The sequence below is a fragment of the Arenibacter sp. F20364 genome (assembly GCF_023015905.1).
GTDB lineage: Bacteria > Bacteroidota > Bacteroidia > Flavobacteriales > Flavobacteriaceae > Arenibacter.
This window is the reverse complement of sequence record NZ_JALKBD010000024.1, coordinates 28622-45435: the sequence shown is the minus strand read 5'-3', so window position 1 is coordinate 45435 and position 16814 is coordinate 28622. Positions and strand designations below refer to the sequence as shown.

General features: G+C 38.3%; 16 protein-coding genes and 1 tRNA gene. 16 read left to right on the top strand and 1 reads right to left on the bottom strand.

Annotated elements, in window-relative coordinates:
• The first annotated feature begins 2 nt into the window (after positions 1-2).
• The 12 genes from MWU84_RS17435 to MWU84_RS17385 all read left to right on the top strand — a co-directional run bounded on the left by MWU84_RS17435 (position 3) and on the right by MWU84_RS17385 (position 13813).
• Complete coding sequence (locus tag MWU84_RS17435) at positions 3-1214, top strand: folylpolyglutamate synthase/dihydrofolate synthase family protein (protein WP_246904126.1); 1212 nt, start codon at positions 3-5, stop codon at positions 1212-1214.
• Between the two features lie 97 nt (positions 1215-1311).
• Positions 1312-1386 (top strand) — tRNA-Val (locus MWU84_RS17430).
• Between the two features lie 612 nt (positions 1387-1998).
• Positions 1999-4179: a peptidase domain-containing ABC transporter gene (locus MWU84_RS17425; protein WP_103440932.1), complete on the top strand. Its 2181-nt coding sequence runs from the start codon at positions 1999-2001 to the stop codon at positions 4177-4179.
• 5 nt (positions 4180-4184) lie between these two features.
• Positions 4185-5480 (top strand): HlyD family efflux transporter periplasmic adaptor subunit, encoded by a 1296-nt coding sequence (locus MWU84_RS17420; RefSeq protein ID WP_246904125.1) that lies wholly within the window; start codon positions 4185-4187, stop codon positions 5478-5480.
• Positions 5480-7216: a helix-turn-helix domain-containing protein gene (locus MWU84_RS17415; protein ID WP_246904124.1), complete on the top strand. Its 1737-nt coding sequence runs from the start codon at positions 5480-5482 to the stop codon at positions 7214-7216. Before MWU84_RS17420 ends, MWU84_RS17415 begins: the two co-directional genes overlap by 1 nt.
• Positions 7217-7303: 87 nt before the next feature.
• Positions 7304-7429 (top strand): hypothetical protein, encoded by a 126-nt coding sequence (locus MWU84_RS24345; RefSeq protein ID WP_262509682.1) that lies wholly within the window; start codon positions 7304-7306, stop codon positions 7427-7429.
• A gap of 73 nt (positions 7430-7502) precedes the next feature.
• Complete coding sequence (locus MWU84_RS17410; RefSeq protein WP_246904123.1) at positions 7503-9662, top strand: prolyl oligopeptidase family serine peptidase; 2160 nt, start codon at positions 7503-7505, stop codon at positions 9660-9662.
• A 312-nt stretch (positions 9663-9974) separates the two neighbouring features.
• Positions 9975-10790 carry an RteC domain-containing protein gene (locus tag MWU84_RS17405; RefSeq protein ID WP_246904121.1) on the top strand — a complete coding sequence of 272 codons (816 nt, stop codon included), beginning with the start codon at positions 9975-9977 and terminating at the stop codon, positions 10788-10790.
• 236 nt (positions 10791-11026) lie between these two features.
• Entirely contained in the window at positions 11027-11317 is a 291-nt protein-coding gene (locus tag MWU84_RS17400; RefSeq protein WP_246904119.1) for a helix-turn-helix domain-containing protein, read from the top strand.
• Positions 11314-11988, top strand: a complete 675-nt coding sequence (locus tag MWU84_RS17395) for a hypothetical protein (protein WP_246904117.1) — start codon at positions 11314-11316, stop codon at positions 11986-11988. Before MWU84_RS17400 ends, MWU84_RS17395 begins: the two co-directional genes overlap by 4 nt.
• 3 nt (positions 11989-11991) lie before the next feature.
• Positions 11992-12654, top strand: coding sequence for an ATPase (locus tag MWU84_RS17390; protein ID WP_246904115.1), 663 nt, complete (start codon positions 11992-11994; stop codon positions 12652-12654).
• A 10-nt stretch (positions 12655-12664) separates the two neighbouring features.
• A complete protein-coding gene (locus MWU84_RS17385) occupies positions 12665-13813 on the top strand; it encodes a hypothetical protein (protein ID WP_246904113.1) in 1149 nt (382 codons plus the stop codon).
• Positions 13814-13860: 47 nt separating this feature from the next.
• Here the strand turns inward: MWU84_RS17385 and MWU84_RS17380 are convergent, their stop codons facing one another.
• Positions 13861-14073, bottom strand: coding sequence for a hypothetical protein (locus MWU84_RS17380; RefSeq protein ID WP_246904111.1), 213 nt, complete (start codon positions 14071-14073; stop codon positions 13861-13863).
• A 391-nt stretch (positions 14074-14464) separates the two neighbouring features.
• Here MWU84_RS17380 and ssb point away from each other — a divergent pair, with 391 nt between their 5' ends.
• The 4 genes from ssb (at position 14465) to MWU84_RS17360 (ending at position 16810) form a co-directional block, all read left to right on the top strand.
• A complete protein-coding gene (ssb, locus tag MWU84_RS17375; RefSeq protein ID WP_103440923.1) occupies positions 14465-14803 on the top strand; it encodes a single-stranded DNA-binding protein in 339 nt (112 codons plus the stop codon).
• An 83-nt stretch (positions 14804-14886) separates the two neighbouring features.
• Complete coding sequence (locus MWU84_RS17370; protein ID WP_246904109.1) at positions 14887-15267, top strand: DUF6876 family protein; 381 nt, start codon at positions 14887-14889, stop codon at positions 15265-15267.
• 68 nt (positions 15268-15335) lie between these two features.
• A complete protein-coding gene (locus MWU84_RS17365) occupies positions 15336-15785 on the top strand; it encodes a JAB domain-containing protein (protein WP_246904107.1) in 450 nt (149 codons plus the stop codon).
• Positions 15786-16252: 467 nt separating this feature from the next.
• A complete protein-coding gene (locus tag MWU84_RS17360) occupies positions 16253-16810 on the top strand; it encodes a BfmA/BtgA family mobilization protein (RefSeq protein WP_111624476.1) in 558 nt (185 codons plus the stop codon).
• Positions 16811-16814: the final 4 nt, after the last annotated feature.

The following is a 16814-nucleotide window of genomic DNA, read 5'->3' as shown; positions in this document are numbered from 1 at the left end:
AAATGACTTATCAGGAAACTTTGGAATGGATGTTCGGGCAACTGCCCATGTACCAGCAAAAGGGAATTTCTGCATTTAAGGGTAAGTTGGACAATATATTGGCTCTCTCCGCTTATTTAGGGCATCCCGAACGAAAATTTAAAAGCATACATGTGGCAGGAACCAACGGGAAAGGGTCCTGTAGTCATATGCTGGCCTCAATTTTGCAAGAGGCTGGTTATAAGGTCGGATTGTATACGTCTCCACATTTAAAGGATTTTAGGGAGCGGATCAGGATTAACGGAATACCGGTCAGTAAAAAATTTGTAGTCGATTTTATAAAAAAAAATAAACTTTTTTTTGAGGCACACGACCTTTCGTTTTTTGAAATGACAGTGGGAATGGCCTTTCAGTACTTTGAAAAGGAGAAAATAGATATAGCCATTGTGGAGGTTGGACTTGGAGGTCGTTTGGATTCTACCAATATAATTATCCCCGAAGTGTCCTTGATTACCAATATAGGTTATGATCATGTGGAGATGTTGGGCGATACCATTGCCAAAATAGCCTTTGAGAAGGCGGGAATCATTAAGCCAGGGATACCGGTGGTCATCAGTGAACTGCAGGAAGAGACAGCGACTGTTTTCAACAATATGGCAAAGGAAAGAAACTCTAAAATAGTATTTGCAGGGGAAATAATCCCTGGAAATTATAAAACCTCCTTGTTGGGGAGTTACCAGGCCAAAAACGTTAAGGGCGTTGTTGCCACCATTAAGGAATTGAAGGGTTTTGATATTAGGGAGGAACATATTGTTGATGGCCTGTTGAATGTTTCCGCGAATACGGGATTGCTGGGCAGATGGCAATATATTGGCGAAAATCCAACAGTTGTTTGTGATACGGCCCACAATACGGAAGGTTTGTCCATTGTTTTGGATCAAATAGAACAACAAAAATATACCGATCTTCATTTGGTAATTGGATTTGTAAAAGACAAGAATTTGGAACAAATTTTACCTCTTTTCCCAAAAAATGCACATTATTATTTTTGCAGACCAAACATTCAGAGAGGTTTGGATGAACTTGTCCTAAAAACTAGGGCCTTGGAGTTTGGTTTGAAGGGTGATACTTATTCTTCTGTAAATGAAGCGGTTAATGCTGCTTTGGGCGTAGCGGATACAACGGATTTTGTGTTCGTTGGGGGAAGTACTTTTGTTGTTGCAGAAATAGTATAAATTTTTCTATTTTTTCCTTTGGGGAAATTAAAAACTATTCTATATTTGCACTCGCTTCTGGGAAAATTAGGAAGTGATTTTAAATACTGATTTATTAGGGCTCTTAGCTCAGCTGGTTCAGAGCACCTGCCTTACAAGCAGGGGGTCACTGGTTCGAACCCAGTAGGGCCCACGGTAACAAAGACAAGGCTTCCAAGAAATTGGGAGCCTTTTTTGGTTTTACAAATTACATCTTTACGCTCACTTTACGCTCACTTTTACTTTTAACAAAACTTTAATATATTTTGAACCCAAATGACCTCATTTGAGTTCATTTGTAGTACTTAGTCTGAGTATTTGGACCTCCGACATGTTCGCGACGGATGGAGTCTAATTTTATTAACCCTTACATTTTTAGCATCGATCTGAATTTTGAATATTATTTACTTGTGTTAATTCCTACATTTATTGTATCTTTTTGGGAGTTAAATGTAAGTGAAGTCATTTTTAAAGATTATCCTAGTGATTTATAGATATTGGATACGTTGAGTAGTTTGTATCCTTTTCTAATTGGAACAATACATTTTAATGAATAAATTCATTTAGCTAGTTCGCCCAATCAACTTTTCCTGCAAGAATTCCATGCAGGAATTGCATAGGTTTTTGAGTACGATAAGTAGTTCGTACGATTTTTATCTGTAAAAGTTATTCAAGACTAATCGGTCGTCATTTATAAACCATCTTCAAAGTCTAAAGGTTCATCTGAATTTTTGGGTTATTTTGAGATATTGTAATTGGAATGCAGATGAAGTTTGGTACCAGCCATTTTCCGAATTACCGCCAGCTCGATCAAATGGATTGTGGTCCCGCATGTCTAAAAATCATCACCAAACATTACGGAAAGGATTATAATTTGGAGTATCTAAGACAAATTTCCAACCTTAGAAGGGGAGGTGCATCGCTAGCAGGACTTTCAGAGGCTTTGGAAACCATCGGGATCGACGCCATAGGAATACGATCTGATATCGAGGAATTGGTGAATGACGTTCCATTGCCAGCTATTGCACATTGGGAGAACAATCATTTTCTCGTGGTCTACAAGGCAACTAAGGGGTATGTATATGTTTCAGATCCCGCAATTGGGATAGCAAAATATGGTCATAAGGAATTTATTCAGAAATGGGCATCCCCGGACAATGAAAAAGGCATTCTTTTACTAGTGGAACCCAACCACAGTTTTACCAACATCCCAGGAGAGGATACCTCTCACACGGGGTTAGGCTTCCTGATTAAATATTTAATGCCATTTAAGGTTTATATTGGCCAATTGTGCCTTGGACTTTTACTTGCCACCACAATTCAATTGCTTCTTCCATTCTTGACACAGAGCCTTGTGGATTATGGAATTGATTTTGAAAATATTGGTTTTATCCACCTTGTTGTAATCGCCCAGATTTTTCTTTTTTTGACACGATTGGCCTCCGAGATTATTAGAGACTGGCTGTTACTACATATGTCCACTCAAATCAACATTTCCATGATTTCCGATTTTTTGGACAAATTGCTGCTTATGCCCTTTGCCTATTTTGATTCTAAGACCACGGGAGATTTTATGCAACGAATCTATGACCACCATCGCATTGACGAATTTTTGGGCGGTCGTTCCCTTTCCATTGTGTTTGATATGTTCAGCATCTTGGTCTTTGGAATTGTACTGGGTTACTTCAATATTGACATTTTGGTAATTTTTATGTTGGGCACTTTGCTCTTTATGGGTTGGACCGTATTGTTTCTAAAACGTAAAGCTCTACTTGACCATAAGCTATTCAATCTGAACCGCTCGGAACAGTCGCTTTTGATCCAACTGATAACAGCTATTCGTGATATAAGGCTGAATGGTTCCGAACGTCGGCGCAAAATGGAATGGAAGAAAGTCCAAGGAAGGTTGTACAGGTTAAAGATAGATATCTTGAAACTAGATCAGATCCAGCTCAAAGGAGGTTCCTTTCTTAATGAAATGACCAGCATTTTCATAATTTTTTGGTCCGCAAAAGCGGTGGTATATGGCGAAATTACACTCGGAACTATGTTGGCCATACAATTTATTGTAGGCAGTCTTTCCATTCCAATTTCTAATACTTTGGATTTTATAGTAGGATTACAACGTGCAACCCTTTCCCTAAAGCGTTTGTCCGAAGTCCATTCTGAAAAAAATGGGTCTTTGCCAATTGCCAAGACCGAAATCATTGAACCAGGACACATTGGCATTACAAATCTCGATTTTGTTTATGGAGAAAGTACTTCACATAAGGTGTTGGACAATATTACGCTAACCATTCCCAAAGGGAAAATTACGGCTATTGTTGGTTCTAGTGGTTCTGGAAAGACAACTCTTCTAAAATTATTGCTCAAATTATATGAACCTGTAAAGGGTAAAATAAATATAGGAAAGGATAACCTGAGATTTATGAACACGAAAAAATGGAGAGAACATTGTGGTGCCGTTCTTCAAGATAGTTCCTTGTTCAATGATACTTTGGGACGAAATATTACGGAATCGAGGGCAAACCGACCTACGGATCGGAACAGATTGTTCGAGGTGGTCGTCATGGCCAATCTTAGCGAATTAGTGGAGAATCTTCCCTTGGGCTTGGACACCTTGATAGGCGAACATGGCAATCTCCTTAGTGGTGGTGAAAAACAGCGCCTGCTAATTGCAAGGGCCATCTATAAAAATCCAGACTATCTCTTTTTTGATGAGGCGACCAGTGCCCTTGATGCCAAAAATGAGAAGGTCATTTCTGAAAACCTAAAGTCTTTTTATGTCGACAAAACGGTAATCTTAGTTGCCCATAGGTTGTCCACGGTGCGCAATGCAGATCAGATATTGGTCATGGACAAGGGAAAGATTGTGGAAAAGGGCAGCCATAAGGAATTGGTAGAACTAAATGGTTTTTATCATCAACTAATCCTTAATCAATTATAGAACACATGGAAGACCAGGGTATTTACATATATGAGAAAGAGGCCTATATAAGTAGGGAATCCAATTGGATGCTTAAATGGGGAATAGTATTGGTGATTTCTTTTTTTGTCCTTGTTGTAGTGTTTGCCTCTTTTTTCTCCTTTAACGAGAGCATTAAAGCATCGGTGGTATTGACCACATCCGATCCACCTGTACATTTAAGGGCAAAACAGACTGGTAAATTAATCGAGGTAAATTATAATCCAGGGGATACAGTTTCCAAAGGTGACATTTTAGGAGTGTTGGAAAACACTGGGGAAGCCAAGGATATGGTCATGCTAAAACAAAAACTGACATCTGGATATCCTTTGGTATTAAAACCGCAGACCTTATCATATCAATTCCCAAACCAATTGAGGCTTAGCGGGCAGATTCGACCTTTTTATAATAGATTTCTAAATGCCTATCGCAATCTTATATTTTATCGATCCCTGGACAACGAAGCGTTGAAAGAAACTGAACTTAAACAACAACTTCTTGGACAATCCACTGCCATTAAAAACAAAAAGGAAGAAATTATTGTTCTTCAACGTGACCTTGAAATAGCCCAAATTGATTTTGATCGATATCAAGAGCTTTTAAAAAAGGGAGTCATATCACTTGGTGATTTAGAAAAAAAGGAAAAGGAATATTTGAAAGTCCAACGTGAATATGGGAATCTAGAACAGGAACTAAATCAATTACGCATGGTGGAAACGAGTATTCGGAACACTCAAATGCAGTTCGATAATTCTCGACTAAAAAACGAGAATACGCATGGTTCCATTTTAGAATTGGAGCAAGAAGAACTCATATCTGCATTGACCGAGTGGGAGGAACAATATTTATTAACGAGCCCTATTGCCGGACGGATCTCTTTTTTCGATGTTTGGGGAAAACATCAAAATGTTAAGGAAAATCAGGTAGTTTTTACGGTGGTTCCATTAAGAAACCAAGGGTTATTAGGAAGGTGCCAGGTACCCATCCTAAACTCAGGAAAGATAAGGCCGGGTCAGCGTGTCATCATTAAATTGGAAAACTATCCCTATCGCGAATGGGGGTCCCTTAAGGGAGAAGTAAAAACAATTTCCGAAGTCCCCAGAACGGGCGAAAATGAAGGTTATGTGGTATATGTAAAGATCAAGGACTTAGTGACTTCATACGGTAGAACTTTGGAATTTAAACAGGAAATGATCGGCAGCGCCGAAATCATTTTAGAGGAGGTAACGTTACTACAGCGTATTTTTTATCAGTTTAGAAATCTCTGGTCAAATACACAATAATGACTAGGACCGTAATCAAATATAGAGTCTATAGATTTAGCCCTTTGGCAATATTAGTTTTGTTGTTTGCTACATTGAGCGTCTGCTTTGCTCAAGAACCCAACTTTCTCAAGGATACTCTTTTATTGACTACGGATTACTTATCGGATACGACCTATCAAAGCATTATGGACTTGGAGGATGAAGCCTATGAAAATGGTGATTTACAAAAGCTAAGATATCTAACCGAGGTCCATATCAATAAAGCTAAAAGCGAATCCAACGTAATGGAGCTTGCCAGTGGTTATTATTACCGAACTATTATTGAAGAACCGGAATTAGCAATTTCCTATTCCGATTCAATTATTTTGGTTACCGCTCAAAGTGACCATCTCGACTATCCCACTTTCGGTTACATACTCAAGGCTATTATTTACTATGACAAAGGAGATTATCAACTTTCCCTGCAGAATTACATTACCGCTTATAATCTAGCGGTAGAGAAAAACAATCTTAACGATCAACTTACATGTTCCATGGCCATTGCTGCAATTCGCAACCTTAATGGCCAGCCTCATGCTGCAGCAGATATTTACACCAGGTCATTAAAGGTGCTGAAAAAGGAAAAGGATTTTGAAAACACGTATTATAATGACTATATGATCTTGATGTACAATCTTGCATTGGCTCACCTAAGGCTTTCACAATTGGACTCCTCACGGCAATATTACAAAGCCGGCATTGATAAGGCATTGTCCAATAATGACAAAATGGAATACCGTGATTTTGTTCTGGTGGGCGCTCAATTGGATTATTATGAAGGGGACTATCAAATAGCGAGGGATACTCTTCTAAAATATGTCTTTCAATTGGAAGGAAAAAGCAAGGCGATCAAACTTTATTATTTGGCCAAGATAGCTCAATACTCAGGTAACAATAAACAGGCCATAACTTATTTTCAACAAATCGATTCCATCGTGGGCGCGTCCCGGGAACCCTTTGACAATATTAAAGAGGTTTATCAACAGCTGGTTATGTATTACAGTTTGGAGGAGAATCAAAAACGTGAAATCGATGCCATTGAAAAACTTATATTTTTTGATAGCTTGATGACATCGGAACAAAAAGGAATTATAGAACAGGCCACTGTTGCCTATGATATTCCTTATCTGAAGCGTCAAAAAAGCAAAGCAGAGGAACAACTTAAGGCAAAAGGCATTTGGATATTTGTATTAGGGTCAATGGCAGGCCTTGCAATCCTGATAGGTGTATACTTATATATTAAGGCCCAAAAGACTAGAACCAAAGTAAAGGAATTATTGGCAGGATCTAAGCGGCCTAAACCTCCTTCACCCAAAGTCGAGGAATATCCAACATCTGTACCTAAAGAAATAAGAGATGATATTTTGATGAAATTGGAGGCTTTTGAAAAGTCTGACCACTATTTGAGCAAAGAATTGGATATGGCTCAATTGGCACAGGAAATGGATACGAACACCTCCTATTTGTCCACTGTTATTAACCATTACAAAGAAATGAGTTTCCCGAACTACTTGAAGGATTTAAAAATCACAACGGCAATTGATAGGCTTTCCAGTGAGCCTGAATTGTTAAAATACAACTATCAGGGGTTAGCGGACACCTTTGGTTTTAAAACAGGGGAATCCTTTTCCAGAGCATTTTATTCCAAGACCGGAGTGTATCCTTCCAAGGTATTGAAGGAGCTTAAGCAAAGACAAATTGGACGTCATTTATAAATGGTAGGATATATTATTTGTAGTTTTTTACAACACGGGCTATCTTGGGATAAACCTTTAATTTATTAACTATTAAAACCGGAAATCATGAGAAAAAAAATGGAAGACTTCAAAAAAAGAGCATTAAAGAACTTGACGAAAATTAAGGGCGGTGGAGATGGACCTATCGATACTGATAAAATTAAAAGGCCGAAAAGGGGACACAGAGACTAATACTTTAAGTTACTATAAATTCAGCGATCGCTTCGGCTGGTCTTAGATTTCTACGTTTTAAAATTAAAAAACAATGATAAGGTACATCTTATTATATTCTGGTCTTTTTTGCCTTATTACTTCCTGTAACAATAGGCAGGAAGCGGATTATTGGACTTATCCAGAAATTGCCGAAGATCCTATATCCAATGTGCTTTTTGGAATGACAGTGGTGGATAGTTACCATAATTTAACGAATTTGAAAGACCCCAAAGTCCAAAATTGGTTGAAAGCACAGGATTCTTTGGCCGAAACTTATTTTTTAAACAATCAACTTTTTAGGCAGTTTCAAAAGCGTTTCCATGAATTAGAAGGTAGGAGCAGAGGTAATATCAGTAATATACGTATAGATGAAAAAGGGAATTACTTCTATTTGCGCTATGACGAAACTAAGGATATTGACCTGCTATATTATAAGGAAAAACTGTCCAATCAGGAAACTGTACTTTTTGATCCAAGTACCTATGGTATCAAGAGTAAAAATATAAGCTATTTAGAGCCCTCTTTTGACGGAAGTAAGATAGCTATTGGGTTGGATCCAAGGGAGGAATTTACCTCTACCATTATCTTTTATGATTTGGAAACTAAAAAAATTTTAAAGGACCAAATAACACAAATTAATCCGGATTTTGGAGGAATACAGTGGTTGCCTGATAACTCAGGGATAATATATCTTTACTTTCCTTTTGTTGAACAGTCGGACGCCAGGTACAAAAAGAAATCTTTTTCAGCTATCCATTTTTTTGGGGATAATCCTCAAAAACGAACTCCTATTTTTGGTGATGATAGTTCCTTGGGAATTGCCTCTGATTATTTCCCCAAGGTAAAGATAGGCTCTAGTTGGGATTCCTACATAATAGGATATTCTGCTAAATCAGGCGTGTTTTACGATAGTTTTATTGCCAAATTAAGTGATGTAATGAATGGAAATCCCCAGTGGAAGCCGTTCTTTAAGACTATAGATAAGATTTATTATAATCAGGGCGAAATTAGAGGTCAACATTTTATATATCGTAGAGCTACTCCAAACGGAAATCAACTTTGTCAAGTAGATATAGAACATCCCAAATTTGATAAACCATTAATTCTTGCTACCGGTAGTCGTGAAGATCCCATTACCCAATTTGAGATTACTAAAGACAACATATATTTTATTCGGGAAAAATATGGGGTTGAGATATCTATTTTTCGAATTGACAGTTTACAAAATACTATTCAACTAAAACCGCCCTTTGCACCGGGCTATGCTTCATTTTTAGGGGAATCGGTTACTCACAACAAAATTGGCATTGGTATGGATGGTTGGACTTCAAATTACGTTCGATATGATATAGGTCCACAGGGAAAATTTATCAACGAAGGACTTTTGGATTCTGCCAACTTTCCTGAATTCCGCAATATAGCCTCCAAACAGATTATGGTCACTTCCCATGATGGGGTAGAAGTACCTCTTTCCTTGGTCTATGAAAAAGATATGAAACTTGATTCCAATAACGAAGTTTTTATATATGTATACGGCGCTTATGGGGAAAGTATGAGCCCATTCTTTTCGCCCACTTATCTGGATTGGGTAAGTCAAGGGGGTATTCTTGCCTTCCCGCATGTTCGCGGTGGAGGGGAAAAGGGAGAAGAATGGCATATTCAAGGAATGAAAGCCTTAAAATATAATTCATGGAAAGATCTTATCGCTTGCTCGAAATCTTTAATTGAAAAGGGGTACACCCGAAAAGGATTGGTCTCTCTTTATACTAATAGTGCTGGTGGTATTACGGCAGGTATGGCTGTCAATGAATGTCCTGAATTATATTCTTCCTTTATTGCCGAAGTGCCTAGAATGCACCCGTTTGGACTCGAATCCTCCACGATGTCCAGCAGTACCAGTTATATAGAGTATGGTACAGTAAAAGATAGCTTGGAATGTCTCGGGCTAGTACAAATGGACCCTTACTTAAACTTGAGGTCCAAAAAAAATTATCCCGCTACCTTGATTATGCCAAGCAATAACGATGACAGGATCCCCTTATGGGATAGCGGTAAATATATTGCCAAGCTTCAAAAATACAATCAGGCTGAAACTCCGATATTGATGGATATCGATTATCATTCTGGTCATGAGAATCCACAAGGTTATGACGCTACCATAGACCTGAATGCACGAATTTTTAGTTTTGCCAAGTCTAATATGAAGTACTAGACAATTTCTTCTCCCTTTTGGATGCTGTATTGGTTATTATAATTTATTGGAATTCATAAGAGCGTTCAACTTAAAAGCCCAATTTACTTGATATCAATAAAAGTTCTCTATTTTATTACCTTGACCTTAATCTGAACTAGGTGTTTAGAATAATTATAGTTTAAATTTTCATGATCTCAGAAAATTTCTAGTTATTAGCCCGTCATTTATAAATGCACCGTCTTCGTTTATAAATGACGGTGGCTCCGACTTTTTTCGACGTACTTTTTTCTTGATATTAGAGATAATGTCAAGAGGTTAAAAAGAGAAAAGATGGATTGGATAAGGTCACTAAGTGAAATTGAATCGGAACTGCTCCAGATTGAACAATCGTTCAGCAACCCAATTGCCTCATTTGATAAGGCCATTTCTTTTTGCCAAAAGATATTGGAAGATTATCGTAAAGCAGTGATAGTCCATGGTTTCCCTGATGAAACTTCAGAAATTCGATTCTTTAAAAAGGACAAGCCCTTGCTTTTTGGTCTCCTTTTGCAATATTCCCATCAACTTACATTTGAGTTGGACTTCCCTAATATAGCTTATGGTATGAACAACGAAATTATAGGAAGAAAGATCCGGGAAGTAAATGCTTTTTTGGCTAGCCATAAAGATATGGTGTTATATCTTGAACTGGAAAACAGTGCATTGGATTCACAGTATTTTTTAAGAAAGAATAGAAATTTATTTGTCCGTACGGGTCGAAATGGACATAGTTTTGATTCGGAATTTAGTGCTTCCCATGATGTATTGGTTGCCCAGATATTGGGTTACCAAGGATTCTTGCAATTTCTTCAACAAAAATCGAGTACTTCTATGCCTTTTCCCAAAATACCTATTCCGAAAATCAACTGGACCGGATCAAAGATTGCCCTTACTGAGCTGGGGTTCGCTTTATTTTATAGCGGTATTATAAACCATGGCAACGCCAGTTTAAAATCTGTAATGCTATTCCTAGAACAGGTTACAGGGGTGGATCTGGGGGATTATCACCATACCTCGGTCCGAATAAGAAACCGAACCCACCCTACCAAGTTTCTGGATAAACTAAAAAATTCCCTACAGTATTGGATTACTGATCTGGACGATTAAAAAATGTCAGGTCATAGTCAATTGACTGTTTAGCATTTTCAAACGGAATAAATCAAATTATGCCAAAATTTGTCTTGAATTCAGGGTATTTTCCTATCAATTTCTTCGAATTTAATGCAATAATAATTTATGTCAACTGACTATGACTTGGCTATTTATTCCAAAACTCTTTTTCATTTTTGTGTCCGAATCACAGACTACTACAATTAGGTAGGTTCTGTATTAAATCAATCGATATGCCAACGGCTATTATCACTACGGAGGACCTCTGGGAATTTAAAACCGAACTTCTGGGGGAAATCAAGGAACTTTTGAACGAAAACCAGGCCAAGGTCATTAAAAAGGAATGGCTCAAGAGCACCCAGGTTATGAACATGCTCAACATTAGTTCTGGAACCTTGCGGAGTCTGCGCCGCAGCGGCATTTTATCCTTTACAAAAATAGGGGGACTAATATTTTACGATGCAGAGCAAATTGAAAAAATTCTTATGGATAACCTTGTTAAGCACTCAAATCAAAAAAAATGAACTATATAAAACACCTCAATGCGGTATTTCAGCAATTTTCAAAAGATTCGAGGCTCAATCCCTCCCATGTAAGTTTGTATATGGCCTTATTTCAATATTGGAATATGAATCGATTTCCCAAAAGTTTTTTAGTGGACAGGGAGGAAACCATGTCTTTTTCCAAAATAGGATCTAGGACTACGTACCATCGTTGTATGACCAATTTGAACGATTGGAAATATATCGTTTATCTGCCCTCTCATAATCGGTTTAAGGGGAGCCGTATCATGATGCCCATTTTTGGGACAACTGATGAACAAGTGGTGGACCAGCATGAAACTAGTGCTGGACCGGCGGTGGTATCATATATAAACATTAATAAACAAAATAAAACAGAAAATAAACTCTCTAGAGAGAGCCGACCAAAAAATGAACTTGTTGTTATTGAATTTTTTAAAAAAAGCAATTGGTCGCCTACAGAGGGTATTAAATTTTATAACCATTATCAGGGAGTAGGATGGAAGGTCGGCGGTATATCTGCAATTGAAGACTGGCAAGCCACAGCAAGAAATTGGATGCTCAAGGCGAAGGAACTAAAAGAGGAAACTGGATTTGTTGGAAGTTCCAACAAAAAACCAAAAGTTGATTACCTAAAAATTTCTACCGATAAAAATTATGGGGAACCCCTTTAGGAAATGAAAGAGATGCATCCACATATTATCCTGGAGGGCGGCATGGAATATTCCTTAGGGAATTTTGATGGGAAGCGTGTCGATTACAATTTTTCCAAAGTACTCGCTTATCTGGATGCAAAGGGCAGGTCAATGTTTGGGAAAAACTTTGAGATTCATGAAGAGGACAAAGGAACTTTTTTCAAGCTAAGCAACTACTTCGTCCGGGATTTGGATGGTTGTAGAAAGCTGGGGATGGATCCATTTAAAGGGATATTGTTATCTGGTCCGGTGGGATGTGGAAAGACGAGCATGATGAAGTTGATACGCCATATCGTTCCTCATCAAAGACCTTACGAAATTATTCCCGCCCGCAACATCACTTTTGCCTTCAACCATATTGGATATAAAATCATCGAGGATTATGGAAAAGGTAGGTTTTATTGCTTCGATGATCTGGGTGTGGAACCCTTGGGAACATATTTTGGAAAGGATTGCAATGTATTGGGCGAGGTGTTGATATCGCGGTTCGAACTGTTCCAGAAAACCAAAATATGCACTCACGTTACCACCAATCTGAATGCCGAGGAATTAGAGGAGCGTTACGGGAAAAGGGTCCGAAGCCGGATGCGCCAAATGTTCAACTTAATTGCATTTGAAAATAACACTAAGGATAAAAGAATCTAAAACTAAAACAATGAAAATAGCAACCTTGAATATTGAAAATCTCTTTCATCGTGACAAAAGCTTGATAAGAAACGGCCTGACCAAATGTGTGACCAATTGGATTTCGGAATTGGATGCCCTAATGCCAAGAATGCAAAAAAGTGTAAATGATATGGAACGCATTCGGGAACTTACCTTTTTATTAGGATTTGAAAATATCGATAACCACCCTTATGGGGTACTTAGAAAAAGACAGGGGGAGCTATTTTTAAAACAAAGAGGCTATACCAATGAAAACAGGGCTTCGCAGCTTACCGATTGGAACGGATGGATAGCCCTACATTCAGTGGCAATCGATCATAAAGCAATCCTAAATAAGGCGAGGTTGGTCTCGGAAATTGACCCGGATATTTTAATACTACAGGAGGTTGAAGACAAGGCATCGTTAATGGATTTCAATAGTATATTTTTAAAGGAATTTGATATAGTTCCCTATGACCAGGTCTTGGTCTTGGAAGGGAATGATGGCCGCGGATTAAGTATGGGAATATTGACCAAAAACGGTTATCGATTGGATGCCTTAAAAAGTCATGGATTGGATTTTGTGGATAGGGTAGATCCCATTTTTGATATTGATTGCCAAGAATATACTATAACCACACCTGAAGGGGAAACGCTGTATATCCTATCCAGTCAGTTTTCATCGGACAATGAATCCAAAAGAAAAATACAAGCCAGGAAGGTTGCCGCCATCTATGATAAAATGAAAGCAGAAGGAAAGGAATTGATTCTCGTCTGTGGCACCCTGAACGATGTGTCATATAGTGACTGTCTTTCTCCGCTCCTTCGGGAGACCGATCTGGAAGATGTGTCCAGAAATCCAAGGTGTAGGGCGGACAAGGACAAGGGCGAAGATGCAGGATATTTCCGAATGGGTGCCTATCGTATGGGAGTTAACATTAAACAGAAGGACTATATGTTACTTTCCTTTGAGATGACCCAAAAGCTTATTGCTTGTGGACTTAATCGCAAGGGGATGTGGCCGGAGAGAAATTCAAATTGGGAAGTATATCCTACATTAAAAAATAAGGTGCATGCCGCTAGTTCCCATCCCTTGATATGGGGAGAGTTCGATAATGCCAAATGGCAATCAAGAACATACTTTCCCATATTGGAATAAATATTGGTAATTCTATTTAAGGCTACCAACTCTTCGGCACATTGCTCCTACATTACATTTCGGGCAATAAGCCTCATGCCCATCTTGGACACGAGCCATTGTTTTATGGGCCCCAGCCTCTCCCCATCCATAAAAAAATAGCTCAAGTCCGCTTTGCCGACTTCATCCAAGAAATTAATCGTTGTGAAAATGAATAAAAGAGCTGCATTTGGTGGTAAGAACTGATCGGAATCTTTAAAGTTCATTTTGTACCGTTTCATAGGTTCTGTTTTCTTTTTATTGGATGTTCTATACCCACCTCTTCCTCAGTCCCTCTAACCTTTTTTCGATAGCGAAATAACAACATTCGGTCTTGTTCGACGGCATAAACCAGGCTCCCTTCGTCTGCGCTCTGGGCAGGCTCCACTCGCTCTTATTTATACGTCTTGCCAAGTTCGAATGTTGTGCACTGTATAGCATCAAAAAAGGTAACAGTGAGAGCACTATGGGAAGTAAGTCTAAAACAGGAAATCATGAAAGCGTATCCAAATCCTAAAAATGAAACCGTACAAAAAAATCAAAAAAAGGAAAACGCTCGAGATATGAAAAGTAAATCATTTTTAAATCAATTATTAACCGTCTGCATCGATGTGGACATAAATATTTTCAATTATGAGCAAATTAAGAAACCATGTACAGTTGATCGGGAACATCGGGGATGTTCCAGCGATTACGAATCTTGAAAGTGGTAAAAAGGTGGCACGTTTTCAACTGGCAACCAATGAGCATTACAAAAATGCCAATGGAGAGAAGGTCCAAAGTACCGACTGGCACACCATTGTAGCTTGGGGGAAGACTGCCGAGATCGTGGAGAAGTACGCCGGAAAGGGCAAAGAAGTGGGTATAACAGGTAAACTAAAAAGCCGGACTTATATCGCGGACGATGGTAATACGCGCTATGTTACCGAAGTGGTAGCAGATGAGATCTTGTTGCTTGGAAACAAGTCATAGCAGATTCAAGAAAACAAAAGAGGACGTTCCCGAAATTAAACGCCCTCTAAATCTTATCATTATTAACTATAAATCTATCAATAATGAACTGCAAAACTAAGGAAATAAGGGAAGGGTTACAACATTTTAACGGTTCTGAAATGTTTTTTCAAATACCCCTTTTGAAGACTCGGTTTACCAATGGCGTAAAATTCCTTGCCAATGCAGCCGAATGCTTTTGGCTGGTAACGGATACCTCCGTAATTGCCAAAAGTTTGATGAACAGAAGTCGATTTATTACAATCGATTTCAGAAGGTTTTCAGAGGAAGAAAAAGAGGTGCTGGGATATGAAGCCAGCATTGATTACAGTGATGGCAATGGCCACATCTTCGAAAGCCATAAATATCATATTACAGATTTTCCGTTGGACGAACTCAGGTTGTTCTTTGTGGACAATACATTGATGCTGCCCAGCGAATATTAAAAATAATAGAGGGCGAACTGACCATAGTACCGCCCTCTTTTCATTATTAACCTTAAATAAGAAAAACAATGAAAAGCGAAGTTAACGAAATTAAGATAAGTTATTGCGACAAATTAGGGACTTTTGACTCTGCCTCCCTTTGCAATTCCAGGCATGTTGCCAAACTATTATACGAAACATGGAATAAGGACACTATAGGATTACAGGAAACCTTTAAAGTTCTTCTTTTGAACAACTCCAATAGGGTTAAAGGAACCTATCAGGTATCTACTGGGGGAATTACGGGCACTTTGGTGGATTTGCGAATACTCTTTGCCGTAATCTTAAAAACCTTATCTACGGCCGTAATTTTGGTCCATAACCATCCGTCAGGAACTTTGAAACCAAGTAGAGCGGATACGGATTTGACCGAGAAGATAAAAAATGCCGCCGTTCTTTTCGATATAAAGGTTTTAGATCATTTGATTCTTGTGCCCAATGGGAAATATTTCAGTTTTTCAGATCAAGGAATATTGTAAGCTGAACAGAATCGATTATGAAAAATCATCAAGGAGGAATCATTTAAAAAACGCTATACCTATAAATTTATAGATAAAGTTTAAAAATATTTAATCCAAAAGTAAAAGGGTAGCCAAGAGCTGCCTTTTTTTTGCGGGATTCGAAGCGTTTTTAAACATTAGTTGATAATTCCTCAAAAATCCATCTTCAAAACTCTTAAAATTTTTCAAGAAGAATTCAGAAAGCCAGGTCAACACTAAATTGTGAGGAAGTCTAAAAATTTGACCCTGCGGGAAAAAAGGAAGAGCAAGAGGACAACACGCGTTGCGATGTTGTGGAGTTTAATTTGTTTTTAAATAATTGATTATCAGCTATTTAAAATATATAAATTGAATTTTAAACCTGTTGAAAAAGAAGCGTAATAGGATAGAGGCCTTGGGAAGTCCCACTATAGCTGGGCAGCACTGTCCCAGTAAATATGAAAGTCATGAAAGTACAATTTGCACGTATCAACTTTCTGCTGGAAACTGTGAATCGGTTCCGGATTTTTTCAAATAAACATGAAAGAACACATAGCGATGTTCTGGAAGGAATGATGGATTTTTTTGAGAAATATCAGTTATCCCCTTTTCAAGATTTTGGTCCCAATTTGTGGGACATGGAGGCTAATATCAAAAGGCGTATCAATTCTATGATCGGGATCATAAAGGATATAGAAAAGCATCAGACCAAACCCACAACTGCCATGCTGGAACTTCTATTCGAACACTCGCCCAGAAAGAAGTACCGACAAGCACCATTGTTAATGGAAGGTCAGGAGGACAACCCGGAAAGAGATGCTTTTTTTCAGAAGATAGAGGAAGCTATAGTCCTAAAAAGGGAGCATACCAATCTTCAACGCGACCTAAACCAAAAAAAGTCGGAATTGATGGCGCTGGTCAATAAGGTAAACTTGGTGAAAAGCAATTTTGGTAAACCCAAACTGCAATTGGATATGACCACTGAAGAGTTCGAACAATTGAAAATGAAATTAAAAACAGAATAGCGTT